The organism is Caenimonas soli (genome assembly GCF_013155545.1).
Classification (GTDB): Bacteria; Pseudomonadota; Gammaproteobacteria; order Burkholderiales; family Burkholderiaceae_C; genus Ramlibacter; species Ramlibacter soli.
Genome location: NZ_JABJVV010000023.1, coordinates 61,825 through 79,557, shown reverse-complemented (window position 1 = coordinate 79,557; position 17,733 = coordinate 61,825). Strand labels below are relative to the sequence as shown.

Below are 17,733 nucleotides of genomic sequence, written 5' to 3'. Positions count from 1 at the left end.
TCGGACAACACGGGCGTCGACATCGCCAATGTGAAGATGAGCATGAACCCCTTCGACGAGATCGCCGTCGAAGAGGCCGTGCGCTTGAAGGAGAAGGGCGTGGTCACGGAAGTCATCGCCGTCTCCTGCGGCGTGGCCCAGTGCCAGGAGACCCTGCGCACGGCCATGGCCATCGGCGCCGACCGCGCCATCCTGGTCGAGACCACCGAAGAACTGCAACCAGACCGGCCAGATGCTCGCCGCCCTGTGCGACCTGCCCCAAGCCACCTTCGCCTCCAAGGTGGAAATCGCCGACGGCAAGGCCCGTGTCACCCGCGAAGTCGATGGCGGCCTGGAGACCGTCTCCATCAGCCTGCCGGCCATCATCACCACCGACCTGCGCCTGAACGAGCCGCGCTACGTGACCTTGCCCAACATCATGAAGGCCAAGAAAAAGCAGCTGGAGATCTTCAAGCCGGCCGACCTGGGCGTGGAAATCAAGAACCACCTGAAGACCCTGAAAGTGATGGAGCCGCCGAAGCGCTCGGCCGGTATCAAGGTGCCCGATGTGGCGACGCTGGTGGCCAAACTGAAGAACGAAGCGAAGGTGATCTGACATGACCGCACTTGTTATTGCCGAACACGACAACGCCACCGTCAAGGGCGCAACCCTCAACACCGTCACGGCGGCCACGAAGTGCGGCGGCGACGTCCACGTGCTGATCGCCGGCCACAACGCCGGGGAGGCCGCCAAGGCCGCCAGCCAGATCGCCGGCGTCGTCAAGGTCATCCACGCCGACGGCGAGCACTTCGCCCATGGCCTGGCAGAGAACATGGCCGCCCAGGTGCTGGCCCTGGCAGCCAACTACAGCCACATCCTGTTCCCGGCTACCGCCAGTGGCAAGAACATTTCCCCGCGCGTGGCCGCCAAGCTGGACGTCGGGCAGATCTCCGACGTGACCAAGGTTGACAGCCCCGACACCTTCGAGCGGCCGATCTACGCCGGCAACGCGATCGCCATCGTGCAGAGCCTGGACGAGAAGAAGGTGATCACCGTGCGCACCACCGGCTTCGATCCGGCGGCAGCCACCGGCGGCAGCGCGGCCATCGAAACCGTGACCGGCGTGGCCGACAGCGGCAAGAGCAAGTTCGAGGGCAACGAGATCGCCAAGACCGACCGCCCGGAACTGACTGCCGCCAAGATCATCGTCTCGGGCGGCCGGGCGCTGGGCTCGGCCGAGAAGTTCAACGAAGTGATGACGCCGCTGGCCGACAAGCTCGGGGCGGCACTGGGCGCCAGCCGCGCCGCGGTGGACGCGGGCTATGCGCCCAACGACTGGCAGGTCGGCCAGACCGGCAAGATCGTCGCCCCGCAGCTGTACATCGCCGCAGGCATCTCCGGTGCCATCCAGCACCTGGCCGGCATGAAGGACTCCAAGGTGATCGTGGCGATCAACAAGGACCCGGAAGCGCCGATCTTCTCGGTGGCCGACTACGGACTGGAAGCGGATTTGTTCGTGGCTGTGCCGGAACTGATCGCAGCGCTGTAAAGAGGCGTCATCCCGGACTTGATCCGGGATCCATCTTTGCGCGCCACCCCATGGATGCCGGCTCGAGCCCGGCATGACAACGACTCGGAGACACTCATGAGCTACACCGCCCCCCTCAAAGACATGCTCTTCGACATCCGGCACCTTGCCGGGATCGACGAGATCGCGAAGATGCCCGGCTTCGAGGAGGCGGGCTTCGATACGGCGCAGGCCGTGCTGGAAGAATGCGCGAAGTTCAACGAGGGCGTCGTCGCCCCGCTGAACGTGGAGGGCGACCGCAATCCTTCGAGCTGGAAGGACGGCAAGGTCACCACCACACCCGGCTTCAAGGAGGCGTTCAAGCAGTACGCCGAGGGCGGATGGCAGGGCCTGCAGCATCCCCAGGATTGCGGCGGCCAGGGCTTGCCCAAGACCATTGGCGCGGCTTGCGGCGAGATGCTCAATTCGGCGAACATGAGTTTTGCGTTGTGCCCGCTGCTGACCGACGGTGCGATCGAGGCGCTGCTGACGGCGGGCTCCGACGAACTCAAGGCGATCTACCTGGAGAACATGGTCACCGGCAAGTGGACCGGCACCATGAACCTGACCGAGCCGCAGGCGGGCTCCGACCTGGCGCTCGTGCGCACCCGGGCCGAGCCCCAGCCCGACGGCAGCTACAAGGTCTTCGGCACGAAGATCTTCATCACCTACGGTGATCACGACATGGCCGAGAACATCGTGCACCTGGTGCTGGCGCGTGTCACCGGCGCACCCGAGGGCGTCAAGGGAATCAGCCTGTTCGTCGTGCCCAAGTTCATGGTCAACAAGGACGGCTCGCTCGGTGCGCGCAACGACGCGCACTGCGTCAGCATCGAGCACAAGCTGGGCATCAAGGCCTCGCCCACGGCGGTGCTGCAGTTCGGCGATCACGGCGGCGCCGTCGGCTACCTGGTAGGCCAGGAGAACCGCGGCCTGGAGTACATGTTCATCATGATGAATGCAGCCCGCTATGCCGTGGGCGTGCAGGGCATTGCGATTGCCGAGCGTTCCTACCAGCAAGCAGTGACCTACGCCAAGGATCGCGTGCAATCGCGCCCCGTGGATGGATCCATCAACGCCAGCGCCGCCATCATCCACCACCCGGACGTGCGCCGCATGCTGATGACGATGCGGGCATACACCGAGGGTTGCCGGGCGATGGCCACCGTCGCGGCAGCGGCCTATGACGCCGCGCACCATCATCCCGACGCGGAAGTGCGCAAACAGAACCAGGCCTTCTACGAATTCATGGTGCCGCTGGTCAAGGGCTACAGCACCGAGATGAGCCTGGAAGTCACGTCGCTGGGCGTGCAGGTGCATGGCGGCATGGGCTTCATCGAGGAAACCGGCGCGGCCCAGTACTACCGCGACGCCAAGATCCTCACCATCTACGAAGGCACCACGGCGATCCAGGCCAACGACCTCGTCGGCCGCAAGACCGCGCGCGACGGCGGCCAGACTGCCAAGGCCATCGCGACGCAGATCTCCAAGACCGAGATCGAACTGGCCAAGCGCGACAGCACCGCCGCGCGGGCCGTGCTCAAGCGGCTTTCGGTAGCGCGCCAAGCCTTCATCGAAGTGGTGGATTTCATCGCGGGCAACAGCAAGGCTTCGCCGAACGCCGTGTTCGCGGGCTCGGTTCCCTACCTGATGCTGGCCGGCAACCTGATGGCGGGCTGGCAAATGGCTCGTTCGCTGCTCGTTGCCGAAGAACTCCTGGCCAAGGGCGTGGACACCCAATTCTTGCAGGCCAAGATATCGACCGCGCGCTTCTATGCCGACCACATCCTCGGCAAGGCCCCGGGCATCCGCGATGCCATCGTCGAAGGCGCCGAAAGCGTCACGGCGCTGCCGCTCGAAGCATTCTGATTACCCATTGACCGGAACCACCATGTCCAAGCTGCCAAAGGCCCTGCAAAATCTCGCGCTGCCCGTGATCGGTTCGCCGTTGTTCATCATCAGCAACCCCAAGCTGGTGATCGAGCAATGCAAGGCCGGCATCATCGGCTCGATGCCCGCGCTCAATGCGCGCCCCGCGTCGCAGCTCGACGAGTGGCTGCATGAAATCACGGAAACCCTGGCGGCTTACAACAAGGCCCATCCGGGCAAACCGGCTGCTCCGTTCGCCATCAACCAGATCGTGCACAAGAGCAACGACCGCCTCGAGCACGACATGGAGATGGTGGTGAAACACAAGGTGCCGGTGATCATCACTTCGCTGGGCGCCCGCACGGACGTGAACGATGCGATCCACAGCTACGGCGGCGTGGTGCTGCACGACATCATCAACAACGCCTTTGCGAAGAAGGCCATCGAAAAGGGCGCGGACGGCTTGATCGCCGTGGCGGCGGGCGCCGGCGGCCATGCGGGCATCAAGAGCCCGTTCGCGTTGATTCAGGAAATCCGCCAGTGGTTCGACGGACCGCTGGCGCTTTCCGGCGCCATCTCCACCGGCGGCGCCGTGCTGGCGGCTCAGGCCATGGGGGCCGACTTCGGCTACATCGGCTCGGCCTTCATCGCCACCCACGAAGCGCGGGCTTCGGACGACTACAAGCACGCCATCGTCGAAGGCAGCAGCGACGACATCGTCTACAGCAGCCTGTTCACCGGTGTCCACGGCAACTACCTCAAGCGCTCCATCCGCGCCGCCGGCCTGGACCCGGACAACTTGCCTGAGAGCGACCCGAGCAAGATGAGTTTCGGTGGCGGCGAGGGCTCCAAGCCCAAGGCCTGGAAGGAAATCTGGGGCAGCGGCCAGGGCATCGGTGCCATCACCGAGGTCACCAGCACGGCGGCACTGGTGTCGCGCCTGAAGCGCGAGTACCGGGACGCGCAGCAGCGCCTGCTGCCGCAACGCGAAGCGCTGGAATCGGCCTAGTAATTCAGGGCCCGTGCCCGGCCCCAGAACACGCGGTACATGAAGATCGTGTACACGATGATGGCTGGCAGCGTGATGGCCACGCCCACGAAGATGAAGATCAGTGATTTGGTCGCGCTTGCGGCTTGCCAGACCGTCAGCCGGTCGATCACGATATAGGGATAGAGGCTGTACGCCAGGCCCAGGAAGGCCAGCACGAAGATCAGCACCGTGCTGGCGAACACCACCCAGCCATAGCCCGCCGCTACTACCCTGGGTTTGCCGATCACGTGGAAGGCCGCGTAGAACGCGGCGGCGCACGCCACCGGAATGGGCAACAGGCCTATGAATTGCGGCATGTTGAACCACCTGTCGAACACCGTCTGGCTGACCGCGGGTGTTGCCGCCGAAATGCCGACCAGCGCCGCACCCATGGGCCACAGCACCTTGCGGGCCCAGCCGACCGCCTTGAACTGCAACTCGTCGCCGGTCTTCATGATCAGCCAGCCCGCCCCGAGCATGGCGTAGGCCGTCGGCAGCGTCAGCGCTATGCCCAGGCTGAATAGCAGCGACCAGATGCCGTAGTCGAAGCCGGTCAGGTAGCTCCCCAGCATCCAGCCTTGCGCCGTGGCCGCCATCAAGGAGCCGATGGCGAACAGGGCGTTCCACATGTTCTTGTGCGTAGCCCGTGCCTTGACGCGGAAGTCGAAGGAGACGCCGCGCAGGACCAGCCCGATCAGCATCACCGCCACCGGCAGGTACAGGGCCGACAGCACGATGCCATGGGCCGAGGGAAACGCGATCAGCAGCACGCCTATGCCCAGCACCAGCCAGGTTTCGTTGGCGTCCCAGAACGGGCCGATGCTGGAGACCATCACGTCCTTCTCGTCGTCGGTGGCGAACGGCAGCAGGATGCCGACGCCCAGGTCGTAGCCGTCCAGCACTACGTATGCCAGCAACGCCAGCCCCATCACCGCCATGAAGAACAGTGGAAGCATTTCTGCCCAGGTGAAGTTCATGCGGGGCCTCCGATCGGGGTTGCGGCTTTCGGGCTTTGGGGCGTTTCGGGTGTTGGCTTGGTAGGATGCTGCGCCATGTACATCAGCACCAGCACATACGACGCCAGCAGCAGGACATACACGACCAGGTAGGCGATCAGGGTCGAGAGCACCATGACAGGTGGATGCGGGGCTACCAGGTCCGCCGTGCGCAGCACGCCATAGACCAGGAAGGGCTGGCGGCCGATCTCGGTGACGTACCAGCCCGCCAGCGTGGACACCCAGCCCGAGAAAGTCATCGCCGTCAGCACCCACAACTGCAATCGCGAGAAGGACTTGTCGCGCCACAGCGCCCAGGCGCACCACCACGACACCAGCAGCATCACTACGCCCATGCCCACCATCACGCGGAAACTCCAGAACACGGCCGCCACCGGCGGGTGGGCATTGGGAAATTCATTCAAGCCCTTGAGTTCGGCGTTGATGTCATGGGCCAGGATCAGGCTGGCGAGCTTGGGGACCTGGATCGCATAGTCAGTGCGCCGCTCCCTTTCGTTGGGCCAGCCGAACAGAGTCAGCGGCGCGCTCTTTTCGGTATGCCAGATGCCCTCGATCGCTGCGATCTTGGCCGGCTGGTGCTCCAGCGTGTTCAGCCCGTGCAGGTCGCCCGCGACGATCTGCAACGGGATGGCGACGGCAGCGGCGATGACCGCTGCGCGCAACGCGCGGCGCGTGCCCTGGTTGGCGGTGTTGCGCAGCAGCTGCCAAGCGGACAGACCCGCGATCAGGAACGAGGCCGTCAGGGTGGAAGCCAGCAGCTTGTGTGCGAGGCGGTAGGGGAACGAGGGATTGAAGATCACTTCCAGCCAATCGGTGGCGTGGACCTTGCCCTCGATCATCTCGTAGCCGGTGGGCGTCTGCATCCACGAATTCAAGCTGAGGATCCAGAAGGCCGACAAGGTGGTACCCGCGGCGACCATCATCGTGGCCACCAGGTGCACCCGGTCCGACACCCTGTCGCGGCCGAACAGCATGATGCCCAGGAAGGTGGCTTCCAGGAAGAATGCGGTAAGCACCTCATATCCCAGCAGCGGGCCCGCGATGTTGCCCGCTTTTTCCATGTAGCCGGGCCAGTTGGTGCCGAACTGGAAACTCATGGTGATGCCCGACACCACACCCAGCGCGAAGGTGAGGGCGAAGATCTTGGTCCACAGGTAGTACGCCTCTTCCCATCCCTGCGCGGCCGGCGTGCCTTTCACCGCGCTGTGGCGCAGGCGGAAGTACAGCAGGAACCAGCACAGCGCGATGTTGATCGTCGGGAAGAGGATGTGGAAGCTGATGTTGGCCGCGAACTGGATGCGCGAAAGCAGGAGTGTGTCCATAGGTCAGGCCTTCTTGTTGGAGGCGGGCGACTTGCCCGTCATGCGGTCCTTCAGCTCCAGGACCTTGGTCACCGTGGCGCCCATGCCCATGAGTTGCATGGCGGTTTCGGGGGCGAGTTTCTGCACGTCGTCGAACCAGGTCATCAACCGGTCGATCAACTCGTGCATCTGCCGCATGCGTGCCTGCGCATGGCGCTCGGCCTCGCTGGTGGGTTCTTCGAGCAAGGCCATGCGCAGCATGGACAGCGTGGGTTCGATCTCGCGCCGGCGCCGCTCCTCGGCCAGCACACGGAAGATTTCCCATACGTCGGCGGGCGCTTCGAAGTACTCGCGCCGGTCGCCGGGCAGGTGCCGCAGGCGCACCAGCCGCCACGACTGCAATTCCTTCAGGCCCATGCTCACGTTGGAGCGCGAGAACTCGAGCGATTCGGCGATTTCGTCGGCGTTGAGCGCGCGCTGCGAGATGAAGATCAGCGCGTAGATCTGTCCGACCGTGCGGTTGATGCCCCAGCGGCTGCCCATCTCGCCGAAGTGCGCGACGAACTGGCTGGACAGGGGCGGGAGGTGCTGCTGCAACGCCATACCGGCATTATGCAACAGCTTCCTCAGTTTTCAGTAATTACTGAAAACTCGACAATGTCACGGGGTCTGCGCTTGCGGCAAGGATTCTTCGATGCCCGCGATCAATGCAACCAGGCAGACTTCAAAGTCGTGCAGATGCTGCTCGACTTCGCCGCGCGGGCGTTTGTCCCGGATCGCCTGCTCCAGGGCCTCCGCATGTTCGGGAATCTGGACGGCGCCGATGCTGCCCGACACTCCCCTTGCCGTATGGGCAAGCCGTTCGGCCCTGGGCCAGTCTCCACTGTCCAGCGCGTCGCGCAGTTCGGCGGGGCAGGTGCGCTGGCCCGCGACATAGCGCCGCAGCATGGACAGGTACAGCGGCGTCTTGCCCATCATGCGGCGCATGCCGGTGACAACGTCCAGGCCGGGCACGCGGGCCAGGGCGTCAGGGCCGGCGGCGGCAGCGGCTGGCCTTGCTTTCGGCGCGTTGACCGGCTCTTTGGCGCCGCGCGGCTGGATCCATTTCAAGAGGACCTGGAAGAGGCCGTCCGGGTCGATCGGCTTGGTGACGAAATCCTTCATGCCGGCCTTCAGGCAGCGCTCGCGATCGCGCTGCATGGCATTGGCAGTCATCGCCACGATGGGCAGGCCGGCCAGGGCTTGGTGCTTGCGAATTTCGAGCGTCGCCGTCACGCCATCCATCACCGGCATCTGCATGTCCATCAGCACCAGGTCGTAGCCGCCGCGCCGGGCCATTTCGACGCCCACCTGGCCGTTTTCCGCAACATCTACGACGAAGCCTGCGTCTTGCAGGATCTCGCTTGCCACCCGCTGGTTGATTTCGTTGTCCTCCACCACCAGGATCCGCGCGCCCTTGATCGCCGCCAGCTCGGTTACCGCAGCGCGCCTGGGCTCGCCCGCGGCACGGCATTGGCTGACGCCGACGCGCACCGTGAACCAGAAGGTGCTGCCATGCCCGACCCGGCTTTGCACGCCCACGCCGCCGCCCATGAGTTCCGCGAGCTGTTTCGAGATGGCCAGGCCCAGGCCCGTGCCTCCGTACCTGCGGGTGGTGGAAGTATCGGCTTGCTGGAAACTCTGGAACAGCCGGCCCTTCTGTTCATCGGTGAGGCCGATGCCGGTATCGGTGACCGCGAAATGCAGCAGTACGCCATGCTCGTCGCGCTCCTGTACCCGCGCCGCAATGACGATCTCGCCCTTTTCGGTGTACTTGACTGCGTTGTTCGCGTAGTTGATCAGGATCTGGCCGATGCGCAGCGAATCGCCCAGCAGCCGCTGCGGCACTTCGGGGCTGATGTCGAACACCAGCTCGAGGCCTTTGGCGCCGCTCTTCTCGGTGATGAGGTTGGCCACGTTGTCCAGCAGCTTCTCCAGCTCGAAATCGGTCCGTTCGATAGCCAGCTTGCCGGCTTCTACCTTTGAAAAATCCAGGATGTCATTGATGATGCCCAGCAGATGCTGGCCGGAGGCCTGCACCTTGCTGATGTAGTCGCGTTGCCGGGGCGTGAGTTCGGTCTTCAGGGCCAGGTGCGACAGGCCGATGATGGCGTTCATCGGCGTGCGGATCTCATGGCTCATGTTGGCCAGGAAATCGGTTTTCATCTGCGTCGCCTCTTCGGCCAGTTCCTTGGCCTGCCGGACTGCTTCTTCGGCCTTCCTGCGCTCGGTCACGTCGCGGCCGATCGCCAGGATGCCCAGCAGATTGCCGTCCTGGTCGCGCAGCGGGTTGCGCACGGTCTCGAGATAGATTTGCTTGCCGTCCGGGTAGGTGGCCAGTTCTTCAGCCGACGACTTCTGCAACGTGGCCAGCATCTCTTCGTCCCGGGCGCAGACGACCTCGGCCCGTTCCTGCGGAAACAGCTGGCGCGCGGTATGGCCGGTGACTTCGGCGGCGGACTTTCCCGTCATGGCGGAGAACGCCTCGTTGCAGCCGAGGAACACGCCTTGCGGATCGCGATACGCGATGGTGTCCGGAATCGAGTTGATCAGTGCGTCCATCAGCGCCTGATGGCGCCTGGTCTCAAGGGCTGCCGCTTTCTGCTGCGTGATGTCCTTGAAACTGATGATGTAGATGTCGCGGTCGCCATCCTGGGTCAGCGATGCCGTGGCATCGACGTTGCGCCGGTGCCCGTCCTTGCGTTTGTAGACCGTCCGGAAGTTGATGGGCTTGCCGGTGCGGCGCAATTCCTCATCGAGCGGCGCGATGGCCTCGGGCGAGTAGTTCACATCGAGGACTTCGATGCTGGTGCCGACGAATTCCTCGATGCGGTATCCCAGCAAGTCGCACGCCGCACGGTTGGCATAGGTGACCAGCTTCCTCGTGTAGTCGACCCACATCATCGGGCCGGAGCTCTCCACCACCACGTGGTTGAACATCATCTTGTGCTCGAAGTGCACCCGCTGGGTCACGTCACGGTAGTTGATGACCTTGCCTATGCAGCGGCCGCTCGCGTGCTGGGGTGTCACGGAACGCTCGAAGATGCGCCCGTCCTTGAGCTCGATGACGCCAAAGTCTTCCCCATCGGGGGCCCGCGACCGGATCTGGCGGATGAAGTGATCGGGGTTCAGGACCTGTACCGCCTGCATCGCGATCAGTTCCTCCTCGGAGAGGCTGCTGAGCGCGTCTTCCGGCAAGCCCCACATTTTGACGAACCCGATGTTGTAGTGCATCGATTTGGGCTCGTAGCGGACCGCAAGCACGCCGTCGGTGGTGGAGTCCAGCGTGGCATACAGCAGCGAAAGCGTGGAGCGCGCTTCGCCGAGTTCGCGGGTGCGCGCTTCCAGCGCCTGCCTGGCCTCGTGCAGCTGCGCTTCGAGGGAAGCGATGTCCGCCAGCGTTTCGCGCTTCATTAGTGCAGGCGGTCGGCCATTTCGCGCAGTTCCACCGCCGCCGCGGCGCGCTCCGTCGAAGGCAGGCGGTCCAGGTCGATCAGCACCCGCATGCCCAGGCGCTCCCACTGGAACACCTTGCGCGTGGTCCCCTGCACCTCGGCTTCTTCCTCCACGGCGTAGGCCGAGACCGGCTCGGAAAAGCCCTTGACCATGATCGGCTGCTGCTCGGTGGCGACGATTTCGTCACGCACCAGGCCATAGGTTTCCTTGGAAATCAGGATGCCGCCGGGGTCGGCCGCGTGCTCCAGTCGGGCGGCCATGTTCACTTCGGAGCCGATGATGGTGTAGTCCATCCGCAGGTCGCTGCCGAAGTTGCCCACGTCGCAGTAACCCGTGTTGATGCCCATGCGGACCTGGAAAGTCTTGTCCGAGCCCATTTCGCGCCACAGGATCTGCAGCTCGGACATGCGGCGCTGCATCGCCATGGCCATCTTCACGCACTGCAGCGCGTCCTCCTTGACGCCACGGGTTTCCGGGTCGCCAAAGAAGATCACCATGGCGTCGCCGATGAACTTGTCCAGTGTGCCGCCATACTCCATTGCGATCTTCGACATCTCCGAGAAGTAGCTGTTGAGCAGGAAGGTGATGTCCTCGGGCTGCCATTTGGCGGTCGAGGCGGTGAAGTCCTTGATGTCGGAGAAGAACACCGTGAGCTTCTTGCGCTGCGTGCGGATCTCGGCGTCGCGCGAGCCGTCGAACAGCGACTTGTACACCTGCGGCGCCAGGTAGCGGCTGAGCTTCTCGGACAAGGCTTGCAGCCGGCGCGCGTTGGCGCTGCGCTCCAGGTGGGTGTTCACGCGGGCCAGCACCACAGGGGGGCTGATCGGCTTGGTGATGTAGTCGACGGCGCCGAGGTCCAGGCCGAACTGCTCTTCTTCTATGCTGGTCAGCGCGGTGAGGAAGATCACGGGGATGCTGGCGGTAGCCACGTTCTGGCGCAAGCGGCGCATCACTTCGTAGCCATCCATCTCCGGCATCATGATGTCCAGAAGGATCAGTTCGGGCGGTGCGTCTGACTGCGCCATCTGCAGGGCCGTCGCGCCGTCGGGGGCAGTCGTGACCTCGTGCTTGTCCTCGAGCAGGGCGCCCATCAGGAACAGGTTGTCGGGCGTGTCGTCCACGACCAGGATCTTGGCCTTGCGGCTGGCGGGCTTGTTTGTTTCTTTCACGCGATCCCCTTTGACTGCTGCGCCCCAACGGTTGTGGCGATAGGTGTATGAAACCATTCGTTGCTTTTGTGTCGCTACGAAAAAACCTCGCGGCCGCTAGGCAATTTGCTGTTCGCTGAAAGTGTTAAGTGCTCGCATGTACGCCCGCAGGCCTTGCATGGTGGGGTTGTCCGGTGCATACTGTAAATATGAACAGTATCGAGGCGCGCCATGGATGAAGTCAGGGTTCCATTGGAAGCCGTCAAGGGACGCGGCGCGGCCACCTGGCTTGCGCATCGTTTCGAGCGGGACAGCCGCCAGGTGTTCCACGACGGCTGGGACACGTTGGGCGAAGGCCTGGCGCAGCCGCGTGAGCCGCTTCGCACCGAAGTGATGTGGGAGGACGCGCGCAGCATCATCAGCAGCAACGAGTCGCCCGACGTGTACTTCGACCGCTCGATCAACCCCTACCGCGGCTGCGAGCATGGCTGCATCTATTGCTATGCGCGGCCCAACCACAGCTACATCAACCTGTCGCCCGGTCTCGACTTCGAAACCAAGATCGTTGCCAAGCGCAATATCGCGACAGTGCTGCGCGCGGAGATGGCCAGGAAGAACTACGAGCCTCGGCTCATCGCCATCGGCACGTCCACCGACTGCTACCAGCCGGTGGAGCGCGAACTTCGCCTGACGCGCTCGGTGATAGAGCTGATGCACGAGACGCGCCACGCGTTCTCGCTGGTGACCAAGTCCAGCGGTGTCGAACGCGACCTGGACCTGATCGCGCCGATGGCGGCGATGGGCCTGGCGAGCGTGAACGTCACGATCACCACCCTGGACGCGGAACTCACCCGCAAGCTCGAGCCGCGCGCCGCGGCGCCGCACCGGCGGCTGCGCATCCTGCGCACGCTGGCCGAGCATGGCGTGCCCTGCGGAGTCAGCCTGGCCCCGCAGATCCCTTTCCTCACCGACGATATGGAGCAGGTGCTGGAGGCCGCGTGGGAGGCGGGGGCGAGAAGCGCCTTCTATCACGTGCTGCGATTGCCATGGGAAGTGAGCCCGCTGTTCAAGGAGTGGCTCGAAGTGCACTATCCCCAACGCGCGCAAAGAATCATGGCGCGCATCCACGACATGCGTGGCGGGAAGGACTACGACAGCGATTTCGCCACACGCATGAAGGGGGCAGGGCCCTGGGCCGAGCTGATAGCCCAGAGGTTCCAGAAGGCCAGCAGCAGGCTCGGCTTCAACCGCGAGAGGGTCCACCTGGACGCCACCGCGTTCCGCAGGCCCGGGGCGGTGGGGCAGGGCAGCCTGTTTTAGCAGCGGCTAGCCTTGGCCAGGCTGCAGCCGCTCCTCTTCTTCCAGCAGTTCCTGAGCCCGCGCCCGGATGCGCGCCAGCATGCCGGCCAGCTGCTCCACCTCGGCCGGCTCGAGGCAGGCGCGAAACGCTTGGTCGCGCTCCTGGGCCGCGCGCTCCAGGGCCACGGTCTTGCTGCGGCCCGATTCGGTCAGTTCGAGTTGCGCCGAGCGGGCGTCACCTTCGCGCAGCCGCCTCGCGACCAGGCCCCGGGTCACCAGGGCCTTGACGATCCGGCTGATCTGGGCCTTGTCCGCGCCGAAATCGGCCGCCAGGTCGCGCAGGCCTACCGGCTGCAGATGCCCGATCAGTGCCAGCGTGCGCCACTCCATCAGGCTGACGTCGTGTTCGCGGCGCATTCGCAATGCGGCGCCGCGGCGCAATGCCTCGGAGGTGCTGTTGATCTGGTGGGCGAGCAAGGCACGGAACGCGGGACTGCTGCGTTCGGCCATAGCGCCTAGAAGGAGCCTCGGAACAGCAAGAAGCCGCTGGCGGCGACCATGATGGAAGCCAGCAGGATTCCCATCATGTTGATACTCAGTTGCTGGGGGCCCGGCAGGCGTCGCACCTGCGTGTTCCACAGCAAGACCGTGGGTGCCAGGGCGAGCACCGCGAGCGATGCCGATACCTGCCAGCGCAGCAGGCTGGCCCACGGCGGCAGGAGGATCGTGGAGAGCCGTTTTTGCATCAGGCTCGCATCCACGGGGAGGGCTTGTGCCCAGATTGCGCAAGCGAAGAGCGCGGCGACAAACAGGATCAAAGTGGCGGCCGGCTTGAGCGTCTTGCGCCAACCCAGCAAGCTCAGGATCGCCGCGCAGACGGCCGCGACGAAGGCGCCCAGTGCGAAGGCCCATGCCAGGCCCGCCGGGTCGCCCGTCCATAGTTCACGCCAAAGTGCCACGTTGCAGGCGAATCCGGCCCAGGCGCTGACGGCTGTGATGATCCAGCCCGGGTGCATCGACGCCCGGGTTTCGCCGGGCGAGAGGATGGACTCATAACCGGTGGAACGGAAGAGCTTGAGCGACATGGCCGCATTCTGCCTCTATCCGCGCCCCGGGCGCATAGGTATGTGACCTAGAAACTACGAATCACCCACGAACAGGCCGCGACTATGTACTAAAAAAGCCCTTCAGCTTGTCGGCCCAGCTCTCCTCGGTGGGGGAGTGCTTGGCGCCGCCTTTCTTGAGCGACTCGTCCAGTTCATTGAGAAGCTTGCGCTGGTACTCGGTGAGCTTCACCGGCGTTTCCACGGCGATATGGCAATACAGGTCGCCGGGATAGCTGGAGCGCACACCCTTGATGCCCTTGCCGCGCAGGCGGAACTGCTTGCCCGCCTGGGTGCCCTCGGGAATGTCGATCGCCGCCTTGCCCTGCAGGGTAGGCACTTCGATTTCGCCGCCCAGCGCCGCCCGCGTGAAACTGATCGGCACGACGCAATGCAGGTCATCGCCTTCGCGCTCGAAGATGTCGTGCTTCTTCAGCCGGATCTCGATGTACAGGTCGCCCGGCGGCCCGCCATTGGTGCCCGGCTCGCCGTTGCCGGAACTGCGGATGCGCATGCCGTCGTCGATGCCGGCGGGGATCTTCACTTCCAGTGTCTTCTGCTTCTTGACGCGGCCCTGGCCGTGGCAGGTGGTGCAGGGCTCGGGGATGATCTTGCCCGCGCCGCGGCAATGCGGGCAGGTCTGCTGCACGCTGAAGAAACCCTGGCGCATCTGCACCACGCCCTGGCCATGGCAGGTGCTGCACGTCTTGGCCTGAGTGCCCGGCTTGGCGCCGGTGCCGTGGCAGGTGTCGCAGCCTTCCCAGGAAGGAATGCGGATCTGCGCCTCCTTGCCGAGCGCGGCCTCTTCCAGCGTGATCTCCATGGCGTAGGAGAGGTCGCTGCCGCGGTAGACCTGGCGGCCCCCGCGCGCACCGGCCGCACCGCCGCGCTGCTGCCCGAAGATGTCGCCGAAGATGTCGCCGAAGGCCTCGGCGAAGCCGCCGAAGCCTTCCGCGCCCGGCCCGCCGGCGCCGCGCATGTTGGGGTCCACGCCCGCATGGCCGAACTGGTCGTACGCCGCGCGCTTGTCGGCGTTCGACAGCATCTCGTACGCTTCCTTGGCCTCCTTGAACTTGGCTTCCGCGCCCTTGTCCTCGCCCTGGTTGCGGTCAGGGTGGTGCTTCATCGCGAGCTTGCGATACGCCTTCTTGATCTCTTCATCCGTGGCGTTCTTGGGAACGCCCAGGATTTCGTAATAGTCTCTTTTGGTGGCCATCGTTATCTACGGTTTAGGCGAAACGCCGCGCTCGACGATACCGCAAGGTATCGGTCGAACGCGGCGAGTAAATGCGGCCATGGGTCCGCCATGACGGCGATCAGCCCTTTTTCACTTCCTTGACCTCGGCGTCCACCACATTGTCGTCGGCCGGCTTGGACGATGGGGCTTCGCCGCCCTCGCCACCCGCGCCGCCACCGGCCGCGGCCTGGGCCGTCTGCTGCGCCTGCATGTCGGCGTACATCTTCTCGCCCAGCTTCTGGCTGGCCGTCATCAAGGTGTTGGTCTTTTCCTCGATGGCCGCCTTGTCGTCGCCCTTGAGCGCTTCCTCGACGTCCTTCAGGACGGCCTCGATCTTTTCCTTCTCGCCGGCTTCCAGCTTTTCGCCGTATTCGGTGAGGCTCTTGCGCACGCTATGGACCAGCGCTTCGCCCTGGTTCTTGGCCTGCACGATCTCGAGCTTCTTCTTGTCCTCGGCGGCGTTGAGTTCGGCGTCCTTCACCATCTTCTGGATCTCTTCCTCGGAGATGCCCGAGTTGGCCTTGATGGTGATCTTGTTTTCCTTGCCCGTGGCCTTGTCCTTGGCGCCCACGTGCAGGATGCCGTTGGCGTCGATGTCGAAGCTCACCTCGATCTGGGGCAGGCCGCGCGGCGCCGGCGGAATGCCTTCCAGGTTGAACTCGCCCAGCAGCTTGTTGCCCGCTGCGATGTCACGCTCGCCCTGGAAGACTTTGATGGTCACGGCCGGCTGGTTGTCGTCGGCCGTCGAGAAGGTCTGCGCGAACTTCGTCGGGATCGTGGTGTTCTTGGTGATCATCTTGGTCATCACGCCACCCAGGGTTTCGATACCCAGCGACAGCGGCGTCACGTCCAGCAGCAGCACGTCCTTGCGCTCGCCGCCCAGCACCTGGCCCTGGATCGCGGCGCCCACGGCGACGGCTTCGTCCGGGTTCACGTCCTTGCGCGGTTCCTTGCCGAACAGCTCCTTGACCTTCTCCTGCACCTTGGGCATGCGGGTCTGGCCGCCCACCAGGATCACGTCGTGGATGTCGTTGATGGACACGCCGGCGTCCTTGATGGCCGTGCGGCAGGGCTCGATGGTGCGTGCGATCAGCTCATCCACCAGCGACTCGAGCTTGGCGCGGGTCAGCTTGATGTTCAGGTGGCGCGGGCCATTGGCGTCGGCCGTGATGTAGGGCAGGTTGATGTCGGTCTGCGAATTGCTGGACAGCTCGATCTTGGCCTTTTCGGCGGCTTCCTTCAGGCGCTGCAGGGCCAGCACGTCCTTGGACAGGTCGACGCCTTGCTCTTTCTTGAACTCGGCAATGATGTGGTCGATGATGCGCTGGTCGAAGTCTTCGCCGCCCAGGAAAGTGTCGCCGTTGGTGGAGAGCACTTCGAACTGCTTCTCGCCGTCGACGTCGGCGATCTCGATGATGGAGATGTCGAAGGTACCGCCGCCCAGGTCATACACGGCGATCTTGCGGTCGCCCTTTTCCTGCTTGTCCAGGCCGAAGGCCAGGGCCGCCGCGGTGGGCTCGTTGATGATGCGCTTGACGTCCAGGCCGGCAATGCGGCCGGCGTCCTTGGTGGCTTGGCGCTGGCTGTCGTTGAAGTAGGCCGGCACCGTGATGACGGCTTCGGTCACGGGCTCGCCCAGGTAATCCTCGGCGGTCTTCTTCATCTTGCGCAGCACTTCGGCGGAGATCTGCGGGGGCGCCAGCTTCTTGCCGCGCACTTCGACCCAGGCGTCGCCGTTGTCGGCCTTGACGATCTTGTAGGGCATGAGGTGGATGTCCTTCTGGACTTCCTTTTCCTCGAACTTGCGGCCGATCAGGCGCTTGACCGCATAAAGGGTGTTCTTGGCGTTGGTGACCGCCTGGCGCTTGGCCGAGGCGCCGACCAGGATTTCGCCGTCTTCCTGGTACGCGACGATCGAAGGCGTGGTGCGCGCGCCTTCACTGTTCTCGATGACCTTGGGCGTATTGCCCTCCATCACGGACACGCACGAGTTCGTGGTGCCGAGGTCGATGCCGATGATTCTTCCCATGTTGCTTCTCCTTGCTTGCGGCCCGCGGGCCAATTCAGATTCGATGTGTGTTACTTGTGGATAAGCTGTGTGGTTTCAAGCTCTATTTGGGCGCCGCCACGGTCACCAGGGCCGGTCGCAGCACGCGATCGGTGATCAGGTAGCCCTTCTGCAGGACGTTCACGACGGTGTTGGCATCCTGTGTGGATTCGGGGGGTAAGGGCACCACCGAGATGGCCTGGTGCTGGTGCGGATCGAACTTGTCGCCTGCGGCGGGGTTGATCTCTATCACCTTGTTGCGCTCCAGGGCGCTCTTGAGCTGGCGCAGGGTGACCTGCGTGCCTTCGCGGATCTGTTCGGCCGTGGCGTCCTTGTGGGCCAAGCCCGCCTCCAGGCTGTCGACCACCGCGAGCATGCTCTCGGCGAAGCCTTCCACGGCGAACTTGCGCGCCTTGGAAATCTCGTCCTCGGCGCGGCGGCGGGTGTTCTGCATCTCGGCCTGGGCCCGCAGGAGTTGCTCGCCGAGTTCGGCGTTCTTGGCCTGCAGCGCGGCCAATTCGGCCTGGGCCTGGTTCAGCGCATCGGCATCGTTGGCGGCCTGCGCCGCTTCTTTTTCCTCGGGGCTGGGGCCCTCGGGAAAGGGCTCGAGGGTGGGTTCGGTCCGGGTCGTGTCTGACATC

14 protein-coding genes and 1 pseudogene are annotated in these 17,733 nt (G+C 64.4%); 5 read left to right on the top strand and 10 right to left on the bottom strand.

Going from position 1 to position 17,733, the window contains the following annotated elements; translation table 11 throughout:
* From HNE04_RS25720 to HNE04_RS25705, 4 genes and pseudogenes are all read left to right on the top strand, one after another.
* Window positions 1-595 (top strand): annotated as a pseudogene (locus HNE04_RS25720) (electron transfer flavoprotein subunit beta/FixA family protein); the annotation flags it as partial.
* A gap of 1 nt (window position 596) precedes the next feature.
* The gene (locus HNE04_RS25715; RefSeq protein WP_172226079.1) at window positions 597-1,529 is read left to right on the top strand and encodes an electron transfer flavoprotein subunit alpha/FixB family protein; all 933 of its coding nucleotides are present in this window, start codon (window positions 597-599) and stop codon (window positions 1,527-1,529) included.
* A gap of 96 nt (window positions 1,530-1,625) precedes the next feature.
* Window positions 1,626-3,416, top strand: a complete 1,791-nt coding sequence (locus HNE04_RS25710; protein ID WP_172226077.1) for an acyl-CoA dehydrogenase — start codon at window positions 1,626-1,628, stop codon at window positions 3,414-3,416.
* Window positions 3,417-3,438: 22 nt separating this feature from the next.
* Window positions 3,439-4,425: an NAD(P)H-dependent flavin oxidoreductase gene (locus tag HNE04_RS25705; protein ID WP_172226075.1), complete on the top strand. Its 987-nt coding sequence runs from the start codon at window positions 3,439-3,441 to the stop codon at window positions 4,423-4,425.
* Here HNE04_RS25705 and HNE04_RS25700 read toward each other — a convergent pair.
* From HNE04_RS25700 to HNE04_RS25680, 5 genes are read right to left on the bottom strand one after another with little or no spacing between them, the layout of a single operon-like run.
* Entirely contained in the window at window positions 4,422-5,423 is a 1,002-nt protein-coding gene (locus HNE04_RS25700; RefSeq protein ID WP_172226073.1) for a cytochrome d ubiquinol oxidase subunit II, read from the bottom strand. The genes HNE04_RS25705 and HNE04_RS25700 overlap by 4 nt on opposite strands.
* Window positions 5,420-6,784 (bottom strand): cytochrome ubiquinol oxidase subunit I, encoded by a 1,365-nt coding sequence (locus HNE04_RS25695; protein WP_172226071.1) that lies wholly within the window; start codon window positions 6,782-6,784, stop codon window positions 5,420-5,422. The genes HNE04_RS25700 and HNE04_RS25695 overlap by 4 nt, the downstream gene beginning before the upstream one ends.
* 3 nt (window positions 6,785-6,787) lie before the next feature.
* On the bottom strand, window positions 6,788-7,366 hold the full coding sequence (locus HNE04_RS25690; RefSeq protein WP_172226069.1) for a GbsR/MarR family transcriptional regulator: 579 nt from the start codon (window positions 7,364-7,366) through the stop codon (window positions 6,788-6,790).
* Between the two features lie 57 nt (window positions 7,367-7,423).
* Window positions 7,424-10,216: a PAS domain S-box protein gene (locus HNE04_RS25685; protein WP_172226067.1), complete on the bottom strand. Its 2,793-nt coding sequence runs from the start codon at window positions 10,214-10,216 to the stop codon at window positions 7,424-7,426.
* Window positions 10,216-11,427 carry an adenylate/guanylate cyclase domain-containing protein gene (locus HNE04_RS25680; protein WP_328700415.1) on the bottom strand — a complete coding sequence of 404 codons (1,212 nt, stop codon included), beginning with the start codon at window positions 11,425-11,427 and terminating at the stop codon, window positions 10,216-10,218. The genes HNE04_RS25685 and HNE04_RS25680 overlap by 1 nt, the downstream gene beginning before the upstream one ends.
* 210 nt (window positions 11,428-11,637) lie before the next feature.
* Here HNE04_RS25680 and HNE04_RS25675 point away from each other — a divergent pair, with 210 nt between their 5' ends.
* Complete coding sequence (locus HNE04_RS25675) at window positions 11,638-12,726, top strand: PA0069 family radical SAM protein (RefSeq protein ID WP_172226063.1); 1,089 nt, start codon at window positions 11,638-11,640, stop codon at window positions 12,724-12,726.
* Window positions 12,727-12,732: 6 nt separating this feature from the next.
* On the opposite strand, the gene HNE04_RS25670 is transcribed toward HNE04_RS25675, so the two are convergent.
* The 5 genes from HNE04_RS25670 to grpE form a co-directional block, all read right to left on the bottom strand.
* The gene (locus HNE04_RS25670; protein WP_172226061.1) at window positions 12,733-13,215 is read right to left on the bottom strand and encodes a MarR family winged helix-turn-helix transcriptional regulator; all 483 of its coding nucleotides are present in this window, start codon (window positions 13,213-13,215) and stop codon (window positions 12,733-12,735) included.
* A 5-nt stretch (window positions 13,216-13,220) separates the two neighbouring features.
* Window positions 13,221-13,790 carry a phosphoethanolamine transferase domain-containing protein gene (locus HNE04_RS25665; RefSeq protein WP_172226059.1) on the bottom strand — a complete coding sequence of 190 codons (570 nt, stop codon included), beginning with the start codon at window positions 13,788-13,790 and terminating at the stop codon, window positions 13,221-13,223.
* Window positions 13,791-13,872: 82 nt separating this feature from the next.
* Window positions 13,873-15,024, bottom strand: a complete 1,152-nt coding sequence (dnaJ, locus tag HNE04_RS25660; RefSeq protein ID WP_172226057.1) for a molecular chaperone DnaJ — start codon at window positions 15,022-15,024, stop codon at window positions 13,873-13,875.
* Between the two features lie 100 nt (window positions 15,025-15,124).
* Entirely contained in the window at window positions 15,125-17,074 is a 1,950-nt protein-coding gene (gene dnaK, locus HNE04_RS25655; RefSeq protein WP_172226054.1) for a molecular chaperone DnaK, read from the bottom strand.
* Between the two features lie 82 nt (window positions 17,075-17,156).
* Window positions 17,157-17,732 (bottom strand): nucleotide exchange factor GrpE, encoded by a 576-nt coding sequence (gene grpE, locus HNE04_RS25650; RefSeq protein WP_172226051.1) that lies wholly within the window; start codon window positions 17,730-17,732, stop codon window positions 17,157-17,159.
* Window position 17,733: the final 1 nt, after the last annotated feature.

Coding starts and splice junctions, on each gene's coding strand:
- HNE04_RS25715 (WP_172226079.1), top strand. CDS start 597: ATGACCGCACTTGTTATTGCCGAACACGACAACGCCACCGTCAAGGGC.
- HNE04_RS25710 (WP_172226077.1), top strand. CDS start 1,626: ATGAGCTACACCGCCCCCCTCAAAGACATGCTCTTCGACATCCGGCAC.
- HNE04_RS25705 (WP_172226075.1), top strand. CDS start 3,439: ATGTCCAAGCTGCCAAAGGCCCTGCAAAATCTCGCGCTGCCCGTGATC.
- HNE04_RS25700 (WP_172226073.1), bottom strand. CDS start 5,423: ATGAACTTCACCTGGGCAGAAATGCTTCCACTGTTCTTCATGGCGGTG.
- HNE04_RS25695 (WP_172226071.1), bottom strand. CDS start 6,784: ATGGACACACTCCTGCTTTCGCGCATCCAGTTCGCGGCCAACATCAGC.
- HNE04_RS25690 (WP_172226069.1), bottom strand. CDS start 7,366: ATGGCGTTGCAGCAGCACCTCCCGCCCCTGTCCAGCCAGTTCGTCGCG.
- HNE04_RS25685 (WP_172226067.1), bottom strand. CDS start 10,216: ATGAAGCGCGAAACGCTGGCGGACATCGCTTCCCTCGAAGCGCAGCTG.
- HNE04_RS25675 (WP_172226063.1), top strand. CDS start 11,638: ATGGATGAAGTCAGGGTTCCATTGGAAGCCGTCAAGGGACGCGGCGCG.
- HNE04_RS25670 (WP_172226061.1), bottom strand. CDS start 13,215: ATGGCCGAACGCAGCAGTCCCGCGTTCCGTGCCTTGCTCGCCCACCAG.
- HNE04_RS25665 (WP_172226059.1), bottom strand. CDS start 13,790: ATGTCGCTCAAGCTCTTCCGTTCCACCGGTTATGAGTCCATCCTCTCG.
- dnaJ (WP_172226057.1), bottom strand. CDS start 15,024: ATGGCCACCAAAAGAGACTATTACGAAATCCTGGGCGTTCCCAAGAAC.
- dnaK (WP_172226054.1), bottom strand. CDS start 17,074: ATGGGAAGAATCATCGGCATCGACCTCGGCACCACGAACTCGTGCGTG.
- grpE (WP_172226051.1), bottom strand. CDS start 17,732: ATGTCAGACACGACCCGGACCGAACCCACCCTCGAGCCCTTTCCCGAG.